General features: G+C 66.7%; 12 protein-coding genes and 2 pseudogenes. 10 read left to right on the top strand and 4 right to left on the bottom strand.

Annotated elements, in window-relative coordinates; all coding sequences use genetic code 11:
- Positions 1 to 123: 123 nt before the first annotated feature.
- Positions 124 to 1,290: a 3-hydroxy-9,10-secoandrosta-1,3,5(10)-triene-9,17-dione monooxygenase oxygenase subunit gene (gene hsaA / locus JYA75_RS09290; protein WP_203329913.1), complete on the bottom strand. Its 1,167-nt coding sequence runs from the start codon at positions 1,288 to 1,290 to the stop codon at positions 124 to 126.
- Positions 1,291 to 1,540: 250 nt separating this feature from the next.
- Between hsaA and JYA75_RS09285 the strand changes: the two genes are divergently transcribed.
- From JYA75_RS09285 to JYA75_RS09275, 3 genes are read left to right on the top strand one after another with little or no spacing between them, the layout of a single operon-like run.
- The gene (locus JYA75_RS09285) at positions 1,541 to 2,716 is read left to right on the top strand and encodes a Rieske 2Fe-2S domain-containing protein (protein WP_203329912.1); all 1,176 of its coding nucleotides are present in this window, start codon (positions 1,541 to 1,543) and stop codon (positions 2,714 to 2,716) included.
- The gene (locus JYA75_RS09280) at positions 2,694 to 2,951 is read left to right on the top strand and encodes a hypothetical protein (protein ID WP_203329911.1); all 258 of its coding nucleotides are present in this window, start codon (positions 2,694 to 2,696) and stop codon (positions 2,949 to 2,951) included. Before JYA75_RS09285 ends, JYA75_RS09280 begins: the two co-directional genes overlap by 23 nt.
- Before the next feature lie 21 nt (positions 2,952 to 2,972).
- On the top strand, positions 2,973 to 3,764 hold the full coding sequence (locus tag JYA75_RS09275; RefSeq protein ID WP_168580090.1) for an SDR family NAD(P)-dependent oxidoreductase: 792 nt from the start codon (positions 2,973 to 2,975) through the stop codon (positions 3,762 to 3,764).
- A gap of 264 nt (positions 3,765 to 4,028) precedes the next feature.
- Here JYA75_RS09275 and JYA75_RS09270 read toward each other — a convergent pair whose 3' ends face one another.
- A complete protein-coding gene (locus JYA75_RS09270; RefSeq protein WP_203329910.1) occupies positions 4,029 to 4,640 on the bottom strand; it encodes a hypothetical protein in 612 nt (203 codons plus the stop codon).
- Between the two features lie 770 nt (positions 4,641 to 5,410).
- Between JYA75_RS09270 and JYA75_RS09265 the strand changes: the two genes are divergently transcribed.
- The 4 genes from JYA75_RS09265 (at position 5,411) to JYA75_RS09250 (ending at position 9,359) form a co-directional block, all read left to right on the top strand.
- Complete coding sequence (locus JYA75_RS09265) at positions 5,411 to 5,602, top strand: hypothetical protein (protein ID WP_050035875.1); 192 nt, start codon at positions 5,411 to 5,413, stop codon at positions 5,600 to 5,602.
- 329 nt (positions 5,603 to 5,931) lie between these two features.
- A complete protein-coding gene (locus JYA75_RS28760; protein WP_235431099.1) occupies positions 5,932 to 6,234 on the top strand; it encodes a hypothetical protein in 303 nt (100 codons plus the stop codon).
- Between the two features lie 999 nt (positions 6,235 to 7,233).
- The gene (gene istA, locus JYA75_RS09255) at positions 7,234 to 8,958 is read left to right on the top strand and encodes an IS21 family transposase (protein WP_235431100.1); all 1,725 of its coding nucleotides are present in this window, start codon (positions 7,234 to 7,236) and stop codon (positions 8,956 to 8,958) included.
- Complete coding sequence (locus JYA75_RS09250) at positions 8,955 to 9,359, top strand: ATP-binding protein (protein ID WP_239010551.1); 405 nt, start codon at positions 8,955 to 8,957, stop codon at positions 9,357 to 9,359. The genes istA and JYA75_RS09250 overlap by 4 nt, the downstream gene beginning before the upstream one ends.
- On the opposite strand, the pseudogene JYA75_RS29175 reads toward JYA75_RS09250, so the two are convergent.
- A pseudogene (locus JYA75_RS29175) lies at positions 9,284 to 10,416 on the bottom strand (IS630 family transposase). The gene JYA75_RS09250 and the pseudogene JYA75_RS29175 overlap by 76 nt on opposite strands.
- Positions 10,417 to 10,437: 21 nt before the next feature.
- Here JYA75_RS29175 and JYA75_RS09240 point away from each other — a divergent pair.
- The 3 genes from JYA75_RS09240 to JYA75_RS09230 all read left to right on the top strand — a co-directional run bounded on the left by JYA75_RS09240 (position 10,438) and on the right by JYA75_RS09230 (position 14,515).
- Entirely contained in the window at positions 10,438 to 10,944 is a 507-nt protein-coding gene (locus tag JYA75_RS09240) for an ATP-binding protein (protein WP_338109679.1), read from the top strand.
- A gap of 527 nt (positions 10,945 to 11,471) precedes the next feature.
- A complete protein-coding gene (locus JYA75_RS09235) occupies positions 11,472 to 12,914 on the top strand; it encodes a DUF1254 domain-containing protein (protein WP_203329909.1) in 1,443 nt (480 codons plus the stop codon).
- 161 nt (positions 12,915 to 13,075) lie between these two features.
- A complete protein-coding gene (locus JYA75_RS09230; protein ID WP_203329908.1) occupies positions 13,076 to 14,515 on the top strand; it encodes a DUF1254 domain-containing protein in 1,440 nt (479 codons plus the stop codon).
- A 265-nt stretch (positions 14,516 to 14,780) separates the two neighbouring features.
- Here the strand turns inward: JYA75_RS09230 and JYA75_RS09225 are convergent.
- Positions 14,781 to 15,796: pseudogene (locus JYA75_RS09225) on the bottom strand (hypothetical protein).
- Position 15,797 lies beyond the last annotated feature (1 nt).

Here is a 15,797-nt window from a genome sequence, read left to right as displayed (position 1 = left end):
CGTCCACGCCCAGGCCAGATGGAGAATACCGAACCGGGCGATCCCATGTGGTTGCGCGGCACGGTGCTTACTTGCGTGTTCCGAGGCGCGCAGGAAGCATCGACGCGCGCGGGAAGGACCGGCTCAGACGAGGTTGTCCTCCACCGGCAGCCCGAACACGCCCCGGCCGTACAGGGCGAGGGCACGTTCGGGATCGTTGGCGACGTGCACGCTGCCGGCATGCGCGTCGCGCCACGCCCGCTCGACGGGGTTGCCGCGGCCGAGCGAGTTGCCGCCCGCGGTCTTGAACAGCAGATCGATCGCCTCGACGGCGCGCTCGGTGCCGCGCACCTGATCGCGGCGCACCCGCAGCCGCATGCTCGTCGGCAGCGGCTCCCCGGCCACGGCCAGCTCGTACAACTCGCGGATGTTGCGGTCCGTCTGCAGGATCGCCGCGTCGATCTCGGACGCGGCGCGGGCGACGGCGACCTGCGCGAACTGGTCCTCGGCGAACCGGCCTCCACCCAGGCTCAGGCGCACCCGGTCGCGCATCGCGCTCAGGTACTGCTCGTAGCATCCGGCGACCGTTCCGATGACCGGCGCGGCAACGGCGGTGGTGAAGATCGCCGCGAACGGCAGCCTGAACAGCGGCCCCGGGTTGACCTTGTGCCCGGGGGCCCGCAGCTGCGCGAGCTCGTAGTTGCGCACCGTCCGGTGGTGCGGGACGAACGCCTTCTCCACGGTGATCTCGTTGCTCGCGGTGCCGCGCATGCCGACGACGTCCCACACGTCCTGGATCCGGTAGTCGGTGCGCGGCACGAGCACCGTCATGAAGTCCACCGGCCGGCCCTCGGCCCCGACGACGAGCGCCCCGAGCAGCGCCCAGGACGCGTGTTCGCAGCCGGAGGAGAACCGCCAGCTGCCCGACAGCTCGAAGCCGCCCTCGACCGGGACGAGCTCGCCGACCGGCGCGTACGACGACGACAGGAGCGTCGACTCGTCCTGTCCCCACACGTCGTCCTGTGCCCGCGCATCGAACAACGCCAGATGCCACGAGTGGACGCCGAGGATCGAGGCCACCCAGCCCGTCGAGCCGCAGGCACCCGAGATCGCCCGCACCACCTCGTAGAAGCGCACAGGGTTGCTCTCCAGACCACCGTGCCGGGCGGGCTGCAGCATCCGGAACACTCCCGCGGCGGCCAGGTCCTGGACGGTCTGGTCGGGCACCCGGCGCGTTTCGTCGACGCTGCGGGCGCGCTCCGCGATGGACGGCAGCAGCTCGCGGACCTTCGTCAGCACGTCGTCGGACATCGGTGTGTCTCCTTCGCGACCCGGATGGGTCACCGTGGCAGGAACAGGCACCCCATCCTGCGGTGCCGTCCGGATACACCGCCGCAGACGGTCCCGGACAGTGGGATGCGCTCCATCCCCGGTGAGCGGGCTCACCTAGCGTCGAGCACACGGTCGCAGGCGGCCACCGTCCCCCGGCCCACCCGCGCACAGCACCGGTGCCCGAGGTGCTCCATCCGATACGACATTCCATTCGAAAGGACGGACGACAGTGAGCTCCAGCAAGTCCGACGACGTCGAAGTTCGCGAGATCGAGGCCGGTTCCGCGCCCACCCGGTTCGCCCGCGGCTGGCACTGCCTCGGCCTGTCCGAGTCCTTCAAGGACGGCAAGCCGCACTCGGTCCATGCCTTCGGCACCAAGCTCGTCGTGTTCGCCGACAGCCACGGCGACCTGAAGATCCTCGACGCGTACTGCCGGCACATGGGCGGCGACCTCAGCCAGGGCACGATCAAGGGCGACTCGGTCGCCTGCCCGTTCCACGACTGGCGCTGGGGCGGCAACGGACGTTGCACCGCAATCCCCTACGCCCGCCGCGTTCCGCCGATCGCGAAGACCCGCGCCTGGCACACGCTCGATCAGGACGGGATGCTGTTCGTCTGGAACGACCCCGAGGGCAACCCGCCGCCGGCCGACGTGACCATTCCCCGCATCGCCGGCGCGACGAGCGACGAGTGGACCGACTGGGTCTGGTACACCACCGAGGTCGACACCAACTGCCGCGAGATCATCGACAACATCGTCGACATGGCGCACTTCTTCTACGTGCACTACTCGTTCCCCACGTATTTCAAGAACATCTTCGAGGGGCACGTCGCGACGCAGATCATGCACGGTCAGGCGCGGGAGGACATGCGGCCGCACGCCGACGGCCAGCCGAAGCTCGTCGGCAGCCGCTCCGAGGCGGCGTACTTCGGACCGTCGTTCATGATCGACGACCTGCAGTACAAGTACGAGGGCTACGATATCGACTCGGTGCTGCTCAACTGCCACTACCCCGTCACCGAGAACAAGTTCGTCCTGATGTACGGGATCATCGTGAAGAAGTCGGACGCCCTCGGCGACTCGGCCGACGAGACGGCCCGCAAGTTCGGTGACTTCATCGCCCGAGGCTTCGAGCAGGACGTCGAGATCTGGAAGAACAAGACGCGCATCGAGAATCCGCTGCTGTGCGACGAGGACGGCCCGGTCTACCAGCTGCGCCGCTGGTACGAGCAGTTCTACGTGGACGCGGCCGACGTCAAGCCGGAGATGACCGAGCGGTTCGAGTTCGAGATGGACACCACCCGCCCGGTGGCGGCGTGGATGAAGGAGGTCGAGGAGAACCTCGCCCGCACGAAGGACGCCGAGGAGGCGGCGACCACCGATGCAACCCCTGCAGTGCACTGAGTGCGGCGCCCGGGTTCTCGTCGCCAAGAACAGCTGGGAGCACACCTCCGTCCAATGGAACGAACAGGCCCGCGCGCGGTGCCCCGAGATGCGGGAACGGGGCGGCCGGGACGACCGCCCCGGGGCTCCGCGCCGCGGCTGCGCCCGGCTCGCCGAGACGATCACGCGGGCCGCGACCGAGGGCCGCATCACCGTCCTCGACGACACCCCGGTGCCGGGGCCGATCGTCCAGTAAATCAGCTGGAAAGGAACTTTCGTGATCAACGTCCAGCAGTACGGCCCGTGGGCCGTCATCGCCGGTGGCTCCGAGGGCGTCGGCTCCGCCTTCGCCGACGAGCTGAGCAAGGCGGGGCTGAATCTGGTGCTCATCGCCCGCAAGCCCGGCCCGCTCGAGGAGACCGCGGAGAAGGTGCGCAGCAACGGCGTCCAGGTCCGCACCCTGGCACTCGACCTGCTCTCTGCCGACGCCGTCGAGCAGATCCGGCAGGCGACCGACGACGTCGAGGTGGGCCTGCTCATCTTCAACGCCGGCGCCAACAGCTACGGCAACGAGTTCGTCACCGGCGACCTCGACGGCTTCCGTGGCGTCATCGACCTCAACATCCATCGGCAGCTCGAACTCTCGCACCTGTTCGGCGCGAAGATGAAGGAACGCGGCCGGGGCGGCATCATGCTGCTCGGTTCGCTCGCCGGCTACATGGGGGCGGAACACCAGAGCATCTACGCGGCGTCCAAGGCGTTCAGTCGCGTGTTCGCCGAAAGCCTGTGGCTCGAGCTCGCCCCGCACGGGGTACACGTCGTCGAACTCGTCCTCGGCGTGACCCGCACCCCGGCGATGATCCGCGCCGGGCTGAACTTCGACATCCCCGGCATGCTCGTCGCCGAGCCGGAGGATGTGGCCCGCGAGGGGCTCGAACACCTCACCGACGGGCCGGTGTGGGTGGCCGGCGGCAACTACGACGCGGCGGTCAAGCGCAGCGGCTTCCCGCGCGACACGCTCGTCAAGGGCGCGGCCGACGCCATGCGCAAGCTGCTCAACCGCGGCTGACTCGCTCGCATCGCAGGGCCGGCATCCGGAATCGGATGCCGGCCCTGCGACGTCCGTTCCGAGCGCGAGAAACCTCACACCGGTTCCCCGGGCTCCGTTGGTGTGAAAGTGTCGACGGGCGGGTACCTTACCCGGGATCGGGTCGGCCGGGCGGCGCACATTCCATGACAGTCGGTCCACCGTCGACTTGCTGCGCCGGCAGGCCGGCCCGATCCACCGGAGCCGACGGCCGATGCCGTTCGGACACGGCTCAACCGCGGCGGATCAGGCCGTCGGCCGGGGGAACGGACGCACCGGCGGGGTGGGCGGGACCTGGGAGCTCGGCGCCTCGTCGGTGGGCGCGGAACGCCACTGCGCACCGAGCAGGGCCCCGATGATCTTGTCCTGCACGAGGACGAGGATCAGGGTCATGACGCAGCCGTAACCGAAGATCACGACGAGCCACGGCAGGTTCGGCACGGGCGCACCGTCGGGCAGCAGAACCGACAGGTTCGTCACGAGCTGCGTCTCCACGACGCCGAGCAGCACGGCGGGGACCATGCCGGGCGGGTGCGGCCCCCCTATGCGAGTGGGTGCATTGCGAGGACGAGGAAGACCACACGCCACTCCGATACCCATCACGAGTCCGAGCGGTACGCCGGGCAGAGCGTTCTTCACGACGAGGAACGCTTCGCCCCCGGCAACGCCGCACGTGAAGCCGAGGAACATCCCCAACAGGGCGTGCGGTGGAGCCTGCAATGCGAAGTACAGCAGGACTGGCAAAATGACCATCGGACGGTAGAGCGCGAACGGTGTCGAGGCCTGGAACGGAATCATAAAGACGGTGATCAGCACCGCGCCGAGTACAGCCTGGACCAGAATTACATTGGTCTGCACCGACATTCGATTGATTCCTTGCAAGTGATGGTTGGGCTGGGCCCGCTCGCCGCCGACATGCCGAAGTCACTTCGAGGGGCGCCCTCGAGTGGGAAGTACGGCGAACCCGAGCCGGCACTGTCGGGCGGCACGGCCGAACCGCTACAGGTCGGACCGGGAGAGTTTCAAGATCTATCTTCCCCGGTCGGTGCGCAGCAAAATGCCATCTGAACTGTACTTATACGCCCATTCGCGACCCCGTTTCGCTGCCGGGTACTCGAGGGTCGGGGGGTGGCCGCAGCGACCGCCGAAACCACGATCAATAGAAGAACCAGAAGCCCCTCCGACACCGGCTGTCACCACCCGAACCGGGCGGCCGCAACGGCGAAACGACCTGTGCGCACAGAAGAGCGCGGCCAGGATCCCCAGCGCATTGAAGGTGAGAAGCACACCATTCGATCTCCCTGTCTCGGTGGGCGCGTCAGGCACATCCGCCGTCTCGTCGTCCAGCTGTGCCTACACCAGGGGGCAGGCAGCGCCGCGGTGCGCACACGTCGTAGGCCAGCAAAGCCCGGGGCGATGTGGGGGCAACTTCATCGGCGCGCCGCCCGTACCGGGTTCCACGGGTACGGTCGCCAGCGGCACGGCGACGCCTGGACACTGCGTGTTCGGCTGTCCGCCCTGTGCAGGGAGGGGCTCGTCGAGTACTCGGTGTCGTCTCGATTGCTCGCTGTCGTCGCCGGCTGCCAGGAGGTACAAACGGACCGGATCGAGACGGAAGGGAACGCGCCGTGACCACGCACGACGTTCGGGCACTGGTCGCCCGGTGGCGTGCTCTACCGGAGAACGAAAAGGTCTATCGGCGGCGCGCCGCCGTGGTCGATCACGTGATCCACAGCATGGCGATGGAAGGTGAGCCGGTCTCCGACCGGTGGATCGAGCAGGCACGGCAGCGCCAGCGGGTAGTGCTGGGCTCGCACTGATCGTGCACGCACGGATCCGCGCAGCAGCGGCGACCGGCGGGTGAGCCGGCGGAGCCGGTCGATACCGGCAACCCCCGCCAGTTCGAGACGGTTTTCGGGACCAAAACCCACCACCAGGTCGCCGATCTGATCGCCGAGCCGCTACGCTTGCTGCTCGACGAGCTGGCCTCCGGTCACGTCACCGACGAGGCAATGGACGTGGACCTGCTCCGCGAGTTCCATCGCCGGATCCTGATCGACGTGACGCCCGACATCGCCGACAGGTGGAGCAGGAAGCCGGTCCGGGTGGGAGACCACTATCGCCGGAACACATTCATATGGACCGGGAGATGCGGGAGATGTTCCACAGCTTCACCGGCCGGCTCGACTACTGCGCCGGCGACGTCGAGCGTCAACTCGAGGCCCTCGCCTACCTGGAAGCTCAGGCGCTGCCCGCGCATCCGTTCGAGGACTTCAACGGCCGAGCGGTCCGGGTGATGGTCGCCGAAGCGATGCGGCGTCTGGACTTTCCGGTCTCGAGCTCAGCGTCGAACGGGACACCGCCGAGCATGCCCGGAAGCCCTCACCCGATTCCCACCACCCCCTGGGACTTACCCCAGGGTACCGCCCGTGAGCACGGTCGAACATGCTGAACAAGCACGCCCAGCAGGGTTCCGAGCGAGTACGAACGCGGCTGTGCTGCGGACTGGGCCGAATACCTCGACCAAGCGGAGAAAGCGCGTACCGAGTGCGCAGACCCGCGGCGGCGGTGCCGAACCGAAGGCCCGGCCCGCCGCGACGCAAGGCTGCATGCGTGGCGTGCATGCAGTGCATGCACCTCTCCGCCAGCCCGTTCGATTCATCCCGTCGGGACACCGCCACCCTCCCTGGTACGTGGATGATGCAGTTCCGTCACCGGATGCACCGACTGGAGGCCGGGCGCGGAAGACGAGAAGGGCCGGCTCGTACTGTGCAACCCCTGCAAGGCGCAGTCCGAACTGGCCGCCCTGCAGTGTCGCACGCTCGGTCGAGAGCGGCCCGAAATCGAACCGAGAAACCCCGCCGGAGAGAGTTTGGGGGGCAACTCCGGCGGGGCCTCGTGTCACCGTGCAGGGGGATGACGGTGACGTCCCAAACCCTACCGAACAGACACCGGCGCTGCGAGGTTCCCTGCCCGCCCCTGTCCGCTACCGGTGACCCCGGGAGTCGAACCATCACGCCCGCGCGACGCTGCCGCTCGTTCTGTCAGGCCCCGAGTTCGTGTTCGCGGTCGCGACCAGAAGGACCGTTGATGTTCGATACCGCAGATGCGGCGCCCGCGGCCTGGTTCGTGAAGCAGCATCGATCAGGACCCGAGGGGAGAGGTGTCGCCGGTGCACTCATGATTGTCCATGATTGATAATTCCGGTTATCCATCAATCACGCTGGGAAGCAATGCGTTCCGGTCGGCAGCCGGCGTGTGATTCACCGCCCAACCGCGCGGTTCCTGCCGGAAACATCCTACGAACGCGAGCTGCTCCTATGCCTGTCGACAGACATCGCGACGGACCTTGGGCCCGGCAGAACCGCGTCAGGGCCGTCGGTGTTAGGGACGTGCTTCGGATAGCAGGGTTCTGCCGATCGGATAGCGCGAGTATGAGCTTCGGGTAGCGGTGCCGGTGCCTGTGTGTTCGTTTCGGTTTTGCGCGTGGCAATCGGCTGCGCGTAAAACCGAACAGGAGGCACGGGTGACTGATTACCGAGTGGTGATGTCGCTACTGCTGCAGGACAGGTCCTACCGGGACATCGAGGCGATCGCGGGGTGCTCTCACCGCACGATCGCCAAAGCGAAGAAGGTCTGCCACGACCAGGGGTTGACCGCCACGAGCCAGGTCGAGGCCCTGAGCACCGAGGAGATCGACGGATTGTTCGCCGATGGACGAAAGACGCCCTCGGGCGAGTTCGTCGCCTTCGATGTCGCCGCGATGGTCAAGAAGCGCTCGGGTAAGAAGAAACTGCCGCTGCGAGTGTTGTGGGCGAACTACCTCGATACCGACGGCGCGCCGGGCCAACGGCACTACAGCTACCAGCGGTTCTGCCAGATCATCGGCGAGTACGTCGAGGTCAACGAGCTCACGATGCGGATCGCCCACGTGCCCGGGCACACGATGCAGGTCGACTGGGCAGGCACAGCGATGGCGATCTTCGACCCCGTCACCGGCAGCCGAACCCGGGTGTCGGTATTCGTGGCGTCCCTGCCGTACTCGGGGATGGTCTTCGCCTGCGGATGCCTGGACGAAAAGATGCCGAACTGGCTCGATGCCCACCTTCAGGCCTTCGAGTACTTCGGCGGCGTGACCCAGGTGGTCATCCCGGACAACGCCTCCACGGCGTCGAACCAGATCGCCCGTGGCGACCGGGCCCGCGAGGTCAACCGCGAGTACCGGGATTTCCTCGAGTACCACCGCACTGCCGCGGTGCCGACCAGGCCGGTGCGCCCGACGGACAAGGGTCATGTCGAATCCGGGGTGAAGGTCGTGACGAACTGGGTAATCGGCCGACTCGCCGACCGTCGCTTCGCCAGCCTCGACGACCTGAGCGAGGCGATCGCCCTCGAGGTCGATGCGATCAACGACCGGATCCCGTTCCGCGGCCGGAGGGCCAGCCGCCGGGAGTTGTTCGCCGAGCACGAGAAATCAGAACTGATCGCCCTGCCCCACATGCGGTGGCAGCCGGTGACGTGGAAGAAGTCCAAAGTCAATCGCGACTATCACGTGGAGATCGCCACGGTGAAGTACTCGGTGCCCCACACCTTCGTCGGCCAGCACGTCGATGTGAAGATCACCGGCCAGACCCTGACGATCATGTGCGGCGGCGAGGTCATCGCCTGCCACACAGTCTCCGGGCGGCGGCACTCATTCGTGACTGATCCGGACCATGTGCCCGCCCAGCACCTGCAGTCCGCGGACCTGTGGTCGCGGGCCTACTTCGTGCGCCAGGCCCATAAGGTCCCGAACACCGTCGCCGCGATCGGTGAGGTGCTCGATCGCCAGCGCATCGAAGCTCAAGGCTACCGGTCGTGCCAGAACATCCTCGCCCTGGCACGGGGCGAGAACAAGCAGTTGCTCGAACGCGCCTGCGGGCAGCTGATCTCCGAGACCTCACGCCGGGCGATCAGCTACACCGCGGTCAAACGGTACCTCGCGGTTCTGCGGGCCCAAGCCGCCGCCCGGCCCACCACCACGACCGCGGCGCCGGCGACCACGATACCGCTGGAGCCGCCGCCAGGGCGGCGAGACACAACCGGGGCGCATCTGGCCGGGCCCGAGCAGTTCAGCCTCGCCGCCCTGACCGGGCGCCCGAGCATCGGCACCTCGAGCCGGGAGGAGCTGCAGTGATCGATCGCCACCTCACCGACGCCGACATGCCGCTGTTCACCCAGCTGCGGATGACCGCGTTCGGACAGACCGTCATCGACCTTGCCAACGACCCCGCCTGCGACGAGTGGACCTTCTCCCAGAAAATATTCCACGCCCTGGACAAAGAGATCACGGCCAGGCAGGAACGCCGGACCCAGAAACTACTCAAGGCCTCCAGATCGCCAAACCCCGATGCCTGCGTAGAAGAGATCCGCTACCTGCCTGACCGCAACATCAACCGCGAGCTGATCGCACGACTTTCCAGCTGTCAATGGATCGACTCGACCCGCAATCTAGTGCTGCATCACGCAACGTTTGCCCTGTCTACGATGTGGCGTAGCTGCCGATCCTCGGCGTGCTTGTTGCGCCAGATGATGTAGCGGCGAATCATCGACGCCTGCTCGCGGTGACTGCCGTGGTCGGTGCCGTCGAGCGCGAAGTACCGCAACGCGGTGAACTGCGCCTCGATCCGGTTGAGCCACGAACTGTTCGTCGGCGTGTATACGATCTCGACGTTGTTCGCCTCAGCCCACTCGGCGACCCGCCGACACTTCTTCGTCGTCAGATGCGGGGAGAAGTTGTCACACACGATCGCAACACGGACATCGGCTGGATACAAGCTGCGCAGGTACCGGCAGAACTCGAGGAACTTCGTGCGGTTCTTCGTCGTCTTGACGTGCCCGTAGAGCCGATCGCGGCCCAGGTCGTAGGCGGCGAACAGATGCCGCACCCCGTGCGGGCGGGTATAGGTCGCCCGCCGGCGACGTCGCGGCTCCCGGTCCGGATCCTTGTGCTTGCCGCCACGCTCGGCCCACTGCCGACCTGGATGCGGCTGCAAGTTCAAGGGCCCGAACTCGTCGAGACAGAAAATCACTTGCGGCTCATCAGGATCGGGCACAACCTCACCGTCGGCGATCGCGTACAGAAGCTCGACGCGGGCCTTCTTGACGGCGTAGTCCGGGTCCTTGGACCGTTTGAAGGTTTTCACTTTTGAAAGGAGACACCCTCCTCGCGGAGCAGCACGCGCAGAGTTTCGTGGCTGATGTCGTCGACCACCCCCTCGGCGACCAGGAACTCGGCGAGTTTGGTCAGGCTCCAGGTCGAGAACGGCAGATCGTGCTCGACGGGGGTGGACTTGGCGATCTTCTTGATCTCCCGGCGTTCGGGGAGGGTGAATTTCTTCGGCCGGCCGCCGGCGTATTTCGGATACAGCGAGTCGAACCCGTCGGTGTTGAAGTTGTGGATCACGTCGCGCACGCGATCGGCGCTGGTGAAGCTCACCTCGGCGATCTTCGGCACCGGCATGCCTTGGGCGGAGAGCAGGATCATCTGGGCGCGGCGCCAGGTCACCACCGACCCGCTGCCGCGCCGGATGATCCGCACCAGCCTCTTGCCTTCGTCGTCGTCGAGTTCTCGCACTCGTACTCGTTCTGCCACCTCTCCAGGCTGACCGATGCCGTGGCCGACGCACCGCAACCGGTCGGCGTGTCGACCGCAACGGGGCAAAGGTTCACGGGTGCGGCACTAGTCGTCCTCGGCCAGTCCAGCGTGGGCAAGACCTACCTCGCCCAGGCGCTGCTCAACGCTGCGTGCCGAAAGTACTACACCGCGAGATTCTTCCGACTCGACGACCTGGCCAACCGCCTCGCCGTGCTGGAACCGACCTCGCAGCGACGGCTGGACTTCCTCACCGACCTGCACAACTGCGACCTGCTGGTCCTCGACGACTTCCTGACCACCCCGGTGGCCCCGCACACCGCGGCCGAACTGCTCAACATCCTGGCCGCCCGCGAAGGCCGCGGCTCCACTCTGGTGACCTCCCAGTTCGATCCGCCTGACTGGTACAAGTCACTCCAGGACGCGGTCATTGCCGAATCGATCCTCAACCGGATCGTCGCCGGTGCCGAGATCGTCGCCCTCGACGGACCCAATACGAGACGACACCTCGCCACGGCGACACCGTAGCGACCCAGCGGTCGGACGGGCAGGCACCGCTATCCGGTACCCGTCCGACCGCTACCCGATCACCAGAACCGCGCTACTCAAACACGTCCCAAACAGACCCGTTCGGCGAACTCGGACTGCAGAACCCGTGGTCGCGGTGTCGAACCACATTTGCGCATCCATGGCACAAGTCAACACGTCGGCTTCCTCGGTGGGAAGTAGGGCGATCACCTCTCCCGTGATCCCGAGACCGTGTCGAGCGGCGCCATCGCGCTTGACGAAGATGCGCCCCGCGCCAGTTCGTCAACAAAGCGCCCGCCCCGAACACGATCGACGTCTAGAATTCAATAAGGCAATCTCCTCGTCATAGACGACCAGCTGGTCTTCTACACAGCACGAGAAGCCAACCGACCCGGTCAGCTCTGCAACCGGACGCGCCCCCAGATTCGACATGCTCGACGGTACCTACGACATGCCGGGCGGCGGGCGCACGGGACGAGCCATCGAGGAGCCGCCGGCCACGACACGGATACCAGAGGAGGATCCCGATGTCAGTGCACGCCCGGCCGAAGATGGCCACTGAAATCCCGGCATCCATCACGACCCCCGACACGGTGGAAACGCGTCTGGGAACGCTGCGCTTCTTCGACGGCCTGCCCGACGAGGCGACCGTGCAGACGGTCTACGACAACCTTGACTTCCAGCGCGCCGTGCAAGCGTTCCTCCTGGCCATGCCGTGCGCGCCACACCACGCGTTGCGCGCGGGCTTCCGGACGTTCGGCCCCGACAACCGAACGGTACTCATCGCCGAGACGCTGCTGGATTCCCGCACATTGCTGCATGGGGCGAACACGGAGACGATCTACAACTTAGGCTGGCTCGACACGCACGGAGGCCCGCTGGTGATCGAGGTGCCGCCGCGCGTACTCGGCTTTGTCAACGACTTCTGGGGCCGCTTCGTCGTCGATATCGGCAACGCCGGTCCCGACAAGGGCCAAGGCGGGAATTACCTGCTGCTGCCCCCGGACTACACCGGCGACATTCCCGAGGGCTACTTCGTCCTGCACTCTCGCACCTACGGCAATCTGCTGACCTTTCGCGGCTTCATCGTCGACGGTGACCTGCGGCCCGCAGTCGAGAACACGAAACGACACTACCGCGCCTACCCGCTGGCCGAAGCGGCAGAACCGCCCGCAACGACCTTCGTCAATATCTCCGGTGAGGCATTCACCGTCATCCACCCCACCGACGCATCCTTCTACGAGGCGCTCGCTGAGGTTGTTCACGAAGAGCCGTTGGACGCGATCGACCCCGAGACGCGTGGGCTGCTCGCGGCCATCGGCATCCGCAAGGATCAGCCATTCGCGCCCGACCCGCGCATGCGGCGGATCCTGACCGAGGCCGCGTCCGTCGGCAACGCCACCGCCCGCACGCTGGCTTTCAGCACGCGGAATGAGGAGGGCTACTACTATCCGAACAGCGCTTGGCAGATCGGCTGGATCGGCGACTACGAGTTCTCGCCGGGTGGCGTGCTGGATATCGACGCGCGGACGTATCTCTTCTACCTCGGCTGGGGGATCAGTCCCTCGATGACGATCAAGATGGTCGGCATCGGCTCCCAGTACGCATGGAGCTGTCGCGACGGTGCTGGCCACTACCTTGACGGCGGTAAAGTCTACCGTCTTCACCTGCCGCCGGACGTCCCGGCCAAGGACTTCTGGTCGGCGATCGTCTATGACCCGCAGACGCGCTCGCTGTTGCAGACCGACCAGCAGTTCCCCAGTCTGAGCAGCCAGAAGCCAGACATCGCCGTCAATCCCGACGGCTCGGTCGACATCTCCTTCGGCCCCGAGCCACCGGCCGGCGGCAAGGAGCCGAACTGGATCCAGACCATCCCAGGCAAGGGCTGGTGGATCATCCTGCGGATCTACGGCCCGCTCGAACCGTGGTTCGACCAGACCTGGCGACCGGGCGAGATCGAGATGATGTAGTAAGACAGAGCGCAAAGAAATCTGACGCGAGCTGCCCGGAACAGCTCGAATATTCGGCTTGGGACCGAACGCGGGGGCAAGAAAGTTGCAGCTCACCAAAGAAACCGATGGCGACCAAAACACCGGCAAGCTGAAGCGAAGATCTCAATCGGAGGCACCTGATGAGCACATACAAAATGGTCACCGACATCCCCCCGTCCATCACCACACCGAACAGTGTCGAGACCCGACTAGGTACGTTGCGGTTCTTCGACGGCCTGCCCGACGAGGCGACCGTGCAGACGGTCTACGACAACCTTGACTTCCAACGCGCCGTGCAGGCGTTCCTCACGGCCCTTCCGGCGGCGTCACTCTCCGCGACGCGCGCGGGCATCCGCACCTTCGGCCCCGACAACCAGACGATGCTGATCACCGAGTCGCTGATGGACTCGCACACGCTGCTCCTCACCGCCAACACGGAAACCATCTACACCATCGGCTGGCTCGACACGAAGGCAGGCCCGCTGGTGATCGAGGTGCCGCCGCGGGCGCTCGGCATGATCGACGACTTCTGGCAGCGCTACGTCGGTGATGTGGGCAACGCCGGTCCGGACCGAGGCCAGGGCGGCAAGTACCTGCTCCTCCCCCCGGACTACTCCGGCGACGTGCCGGCGGGCTACTTCGTCCTGCGTTCCCGTACCTACGGCAACCTGCTCGGTGTCCGCGCGTTCATTGTCGGCGGCGGCGACGTGCGAGCGGCGGCGGACAGCGTCAAGAGTCAACTCCGCATCTATCCGCTGGCCGAGGCGGCGGATCCGCCCGCAACGAGCTTCGTCAACATCTCCGGGGCCTTGTTCAACACCATCCACGCCAACGACGTGACGTTCTTCGACGAGGTCGTGCCAGTCGTTCAGGAGGAGCCCCTCGAAGCCACCGACCCGGAGGTTCGCGGGCTGCTCGCCGCGATCGGTATCCGGAAGGGCACACCCTTCGCGCCGGACGACCGGATGAGGAGCATCCTGGCCGAGGGCGCTGCCGTCGGCAACGCGACCGCCCGGGCTCTCGTCTTCAGCGCGCGGAACCAGGACGCCTACCACTACCCGGACAGCGCCTGGCAGCTTGTCTGGATCGGCAACGACTACCAGTTCTCGCCGGGCGGTGTCCTCGACCTCGACGCGCGAGCGCTGTTCTACTACATGGGGCTCGGCATCAGCCCGGCGATGGCGGTGAAGATGGTCGGCATCGGCTCGCAGTACGGCATGGCCTATCACGATGGGGCCGGGCAATACCTCAACGGCGGGAAGAATTACCGGCTTCGCCTGCCGGGACCGATCCCGGCCAAGGACTTCTGGTCGATCGTCGTCTACGACCCACAGACCCGAACAATGTTGCAGACCGACCAGCAGTTCCCCAGCCTGAGCAGCCAGAAGCCCGACATCGCGGTCAACCCCGACGCGGCGGTGGACATCTACTTCGGCCCCGAGGCCCCGGCCGGCCAGGAGGCGAACTGGATCCAGACCATCCCCGGCAAGGGCTGGTTCGTCGCCCTGCGCCTCTACGGCCCGCTCGAGCCGTGGTTCGACAAGGCCTGGCGGCCCGGAGAGATCGAGCTGGTGTCGTAACCGCGCGCCAAGGGCGGCGGGGCCGACGGTCACTTCCTCGGGCTTCGCCGGGCGCGAGCGCATGCCGTCCCTTTCACCGAATCAACTGGGTCAGTGCCACACGGCACCATCTGGGAGAATGTAGGCGTGCACGAAGGGAAACTCGACCGGTTCGACCGCGAACCAAGGTTGCTCGCGGATGTGCGACGACGACTGCGTCGGTCCCTCGGACCGGATGTCCGGTTGCCGACCACCGGGGCGGGAGTCGGCAGAGACGAGCGGACGATCACAACCCATCGAGCACGGTGAGCAGTTCCTTGAGCAGCGCATCGGCGCGGGCTTCGATCTCGTCGAAGACATCGGTGAGACCGTCCAGGCTGTCGCGGGCCTGGCGGCGGGCGGCAACACCCCGTTCGTAGTAGTGCGGATCAAGATTGACCTCGGTGTCAAGCCGGACGTGCGGGTCATCGTCCCGGTCCCCCGGCTTGCGTAGGGGTAGTGGGGTGCCGGGGCCCGGCCGGCCAGGTGGTCGCGGACCAGCGCGGCGATGGACTGCGCGGTCATCGGTTGCGGCATCAGTGGCAGATGGCCCCAGCGGTCGATCGTGGACAGCAGGGGTTGCCGGGCCTGCCGGTCGGTGAGCCCGCCGTGCTCGACCTCGATCGGTTCGGTCAGGTGCTGGGCGAGAAGGTCGGTGTTCGGGTACCGATCGAGGAACGCCAGGATCTCCGCCCACCTGCGATACACCGCCATCGCCGGACTCTCACCGGTGCCGGACTCCGGGGGCAGACAGAATCGTTCCCCGCCGTCGGTGGTGGCGACGAGGACACCGGCGTCGACGGTGATGTCGCCACGGCGCAGTCGGGCCAGCTGCGCGAACGGCATCCCGGTTGCCGCGAGTGTCAACAGGAGGGCGTCGCGGCGGCCGAACAGCCCGCCGGGCCAGCCAATGACCGGCAGCTCGGCGGCTTTGTGCAGTAGAAGCGGGGCGAGCCGGTCGAGCCGGATGGCGCGGGCGGTGTCGAGGCGGCGGCGGACGGTCTCGCTGCGGCCGGGCGGCGGGTGGCCGTGGCGGGTGTGGACGGTGTTGATCGCCGACACCCGGCGACGCTGGGTGGTGGGCGCGGCCGGGTGCTCGTGGAGGAACAGCGCGAGCGCCTCCGGACTGGCGGGGATGGGGTGCTGGTCGGTGGCGGTGCACCAGTCGGCGAACAGCGCCCAGTCGTGCCGGTACCGAGCGGGTATTGCCGGCTCGGACAGGGACTCCTGACGAGTGTCGTTGTACTCCCTCGCGGTGCTCATC

It is taken from the genome of Rhodococcus sp. PSBB066 (assembly GCF_017068255.1).
Lineage (GTDB): Bacteria > Actinomycetota > Actinomycetes > Mycobacteriales > Mycobacteriaceae > Rhodococcus > Rhodococcus aetherivorans.
This window is presented reverse-complemented; position numbering and strand designations above follow the sequence as displayed.

Coding starts and splice junctions, on each gene's coding strand:
- hsaA (WP_203329913.1), bottom strand. CDS start 1,290: ATGTCCGACGACGTGCTGACGAAGGTCCGCGAGCTGCTGCCGTCCATC.
- JYA75_RS09230 (WP_203329908.1), top strand. CDS start 13,076: ATGAGCACATACAAAATGGTCACCGACATCCCCCCGTCCATCACCACA.
- JYA75_RS09280 (WP_203329911.1), top strand. CDS start 2,694: ATGCAACCCCTGCAGTGCACTGAGTGCGGCGCCCGGGTTCTCGTCGCC.
- JYA75_RS28760 (WP_235431099.1), top strand. CDS start 5,932: ATGCGGGAGATGTTCCACAGCTTCACCGGCCGGCTCGACTACTGCGCC.
- JYA75_RS09235 (WP_203329909.1), top strand. CDS start 11,472: ATGTCAGTGCACGCCCGGCCGAAGATGGCCACTGAAATCCCGGCATCC.